At 66.4% G+C, this 2,935-nt stretch carries 4 protein-coding genes; 2 read left to right on the top strand and 2 right to left on the bottom strand.

The window, feature by feature from the left end; genetic code table 11:
• Positions 1-513 (top strand): SDR family NAD(P)-dependent oxidoreductase (locus tag A8G08_RS27480; RefSeq protein WP_483757012.1); only part of this gene is annotated, 513 nt, incomplete at its 5' end.
• Between the two features lie 90 nt (positions 514-603).
• On the opposite strand, the gene A8G08_RS11425 is transcribed toward A8G08_RS27480, so the two are convergent.
• Together A8G08_RS11425 and A8G08_RS11420 are read right to left on the bottom strand one after the other, a co-directional pair.
• Complete coding sequence (locus A8G08_RS11425) at positions 604-1,026, bottom strand: organic hydroperoxide resistance protein (RefSeq protein ID WP_068273824.1); 423 nt, start codon at positions 1,024-1,026, stop codon at positions 604-606.
• Positions 1,023-1,475, bottom strand: a complete 453-nt coding sequence (locus tag A8G08_RS11420) for a MarR family winged helix-turn-helix transcriptional regulator (RefSeq protein ID WP_068273822.1) — start codon at positions 1,473-1,475, stop codon at positions 1,023-1,025. The genes A8G08_RS11425 and A8G08_RS11420 overlap by 4 nt, the downstream gene beginning before the upstream one ends.
• Positions 1,476-1,814: 339 nt before the next feature.
• Between A8G08_RS11420 and A8G08_RS11415 the strand changes: the two genes are divergently transcribed.
• Positions 1,815-2,903, top strand: coding sequence for a 3-deoxy-7-phosphoheptulonate synthase (locus tag A8G08_RS11415; RefSeq protein ID WP_068273820.1), 1,089 nt, complete (start codon positions 1,815-1,817; stop codon positions 2,901-2,903).
• The last annotated feature ends 32 nt before the right edge of the window (positions 2,904-2,935 follow it).

Here is a 2,935-nt window from a genome sequence, read left to right as displayed (position 1 = left end):
GGTCTGCTGCTGCCCAAGATCGCCGACCGGGTGGTCACGCTCGCCAGCATTGCGCACCGATCGGGCAAGATTTCGATCGACGACCCGAACTGGGAGAAGCGCAAGTACGAGCGCTGGTCCGCCTATGGCCAGTCGAAACTGGCGAACCTCATGTTCGCCCGCGAACTGCAGCGTCGGCTGACTCAATCCGGGTCGAAGGTGGCATCGATCGCGGTCCACCCCGGCGTCGCGGCGACCAACCTGCAATCGCACTCCGAGTCGCTCTTCGACCCGTTGATGCAGCTCAACAACAAGATCATGGCCCAGAGTGCCGAGATGGGTGCGCTGCCCACGCTCTTCGCGGCGACTTCGCCCGACGCGGAGGGCGGCGAGTACTACGGCCCCAGCAGTTTCTTCGGGACGCGCGGTTACCCGGGCAAGTCAGGATCGACTGCGCGGTCGAAGGACACCGCGGTGGCCGCGCAACTGTGGGAGCTCTCCGAGCGGCTCACCGGAGTGAACTACCAGTTCTGAGCCGCCGTCGCACACTTCCCGTTGCTACGCATACGTGTCGGCATGCCGAACGCTATGCGACAGTGCAGGAAGTGTGCGACGAGGATGTGGTCAGTCCTGAGCAATAACCAGTTCGACGTCGATGTTGCCGCGCGTGGCATTGGAGTACGGGCACACCTGATGTGCCTTTTCGGTCAGCGCGGCAGCTTCGGCTTCGTCGACGTTCGGGAGTGAGATCTCCAGCGTCACCTTGAGTCCGAAGGCTCCGCCTTCGCCGACGCCGAGGCCCACCTTCGCGCCGACGGCCGAGTCGCTGACGTCCGCGCCTGCCTGCTTGGCAACGAGGCGCAGTGCCGAGTGGAAGCAGGCCGCGTACCCGATCGCGAACAGCTGCTCCGGGTTGGTGCCCTCGCCGCTGCCACCCATTTCCGGCGGTGCTGCGAGCGCGACGTCGACCTTGCCGTCGCTCGTGCGGCCGTGTCCATTGCGGCCGTCTCCGGTGGCGAGTGCCTCTGCGGTGTAGAGAACCTTCATTGTTCCTCTTTCCTTTGTTGGAATTCGCGGATCGAATCGGTGAGCCGGACAAGGGATTCGCGGAGCGAGACGAGCTCGTCGACCGGCAATTCGCTCGCCTGCGCGAGCGTGCGGGGCACTCCGACGGCTCTGTCCTGCAGGTCGCGGCCCGCGTCGGTGAGATGGATCGCGACCCGGCGTTCGTCGGTTTCCAGCCGCTGCCGCTCGATCAACCCGGTCGCGGCAAGTCGCTTGAGCAGTGGCGACACGGTGCCGGTATCCAGCGCCAACCGAGCGCAGAGTTCGGTCACCTGCTGCCCATCGCGCTCCCATAAGGCGAGCATCACCAGGTACTGCGGGTAGGTGAGCCCGAGTTCGTCGAGCAACGGGCGATAGACCGCCGTCGTCGCGCGGGCTGCGGCGTGGAGGGCAAAGCACAGCTGCCGGTCGAGGGCGAGCTCTTCGTACACGATTGCCAAGGTAGCCCACAATTATGTTGTGCACAACCTTTTGGAGTGAACGGAAGCGTTCACTCCGTCTAACGCAACAAATCTTCCGTTCACGGGCCCGGGACAGCGCGCTTGGAGCGGTCGTAACAGCCGGTTTTGAAGATCCCCGACATCGCCTGATACAGTCGCCGCCATGCCGCGCGCGTATTTCTGGTTTAGCAACCCGGCCCTGGGTGGGTCGGTTAGCGACGCCGTGTCTTCGCGCTGACAAATAACCACCCCGAGCCGGATCCAACCGGCTCGTGGATTCGTGTGCGGGCCGGCCACCGTTGAGGGCCAAACCCTAAGGAACCCGCACAGATGACTACCGCCACGTCCGCTGCCAATCTCGACGACCAGCGGACCATCAGCATCAGCCCGCTCGTTTCGCCCGCGCAGCTGCGCGCCGAGCATCAGCCCGACGACGCCGCCGTGGCGACCGTGCGTACCGGCCGCGCCGCCACCATCGAGATTCTCGACGGCCGCGACGACCGCATGATGGTGATCGTCGGCCCGTGCTCGGTGCACGATCCGGCTGCCGCAATGGACTACGCGCAGCGCCTCGCCTCCAAGGCCGCAGACCTCGCCGATCGGCTGCACATCGTGATGCGGGTCTACTTCGAGAAGCCGCGCACGACGCTGGGCTGGAAGGGTCTGGTCAACGACCCGCACCTGGACGGCAGCTTCGACATCAACACCGGCCTCGCGATCGGCCGTCAGCTGCTCGTCGACGTCAGCTCGCTCGGGCTGCCGGTGGCGTGCGAGTTCCTCGACCCGATCACCCCGCAGTACATCGCGGATCTGGTGAGCTACGGCGCTATTGGCGCCCGGACCGCCGCCAGCCAGGTGCACCGCCAGCTTTCCAGCGCGCTGTCCATGCCGGTCGGCATCAAGAACGGCACCGACGGTGACGTGCAGGTCGCGGTCGACGGCGTGCGGGCCGCCGCTGCAAGCCACGTGTTCCCCGGCACCGATCTCGACGGCCGCGCCGCGCTCATTCGCACCGTCGGCAACCCCGACTGCCACGTGATCCTGCGTGGCGGCAGCGCGGGACCGAACTACGACGCGGCCTCCACCGCTGACGCGCTCGCGCGGCTGGAGAAGTCCGGTCTGCCCGGTCGCATCGTCATCGATGCCAGCCACGGCAACAGCAGCAAGGACCACAACAAGCAGTCGCTGGTTGTCGCCGATGTAGCGCAGCGCGTTGCCGCCGGTGAGCGCACGGTCGTCGGCTTGATGCTGGAGAGCTTCATCGAGGCGGGCCGCCAGGATCTCACCCTCGGCAAGGCCGACGAGCTGACCTACGGCCAGTCGATCACCGACGCGTGCATCGACTGGGAGACCACCGCCACGCAGCTCGACATCCTCGCCGACGCGGTTTCGCAGCGCCGGAACGCCGCCGGAGTGTGACGATGGAGGCGTGCCGCAGCCACCGTCGCGCC

The sequence above is a fragment of the Aldersonia kunmingensis genome, assembly GCF_001646865.1.
Classification (GTDB): Bacteria; Actinomycetota; Actinomycetes; order Mycobacteriales; family Mycobacteriaceae; genus Aldersonia; species Aldersonia kunmingensis.
Note: the sequence above shows the minus strand (reverse complement) of the source record. Positions and strands in the feature narration are given on the sequence as shown.

Coding starts and splice junctions, on each gene's coding strand:
- A8G08_RS11425 (WP_068273824.1), bottom strand. CDS start 1,026: ATGAAGGTTCTCTACACCGCAGAGGCACTCGCCACCGGAGACGGCCGC.
- A8G08_RS11415 (WP_068273820.1), top strand. CDS start 1,815: ATGACTACCGCCACGTCCGCTGCCAATCTCGACGACCAGCGGACCATC.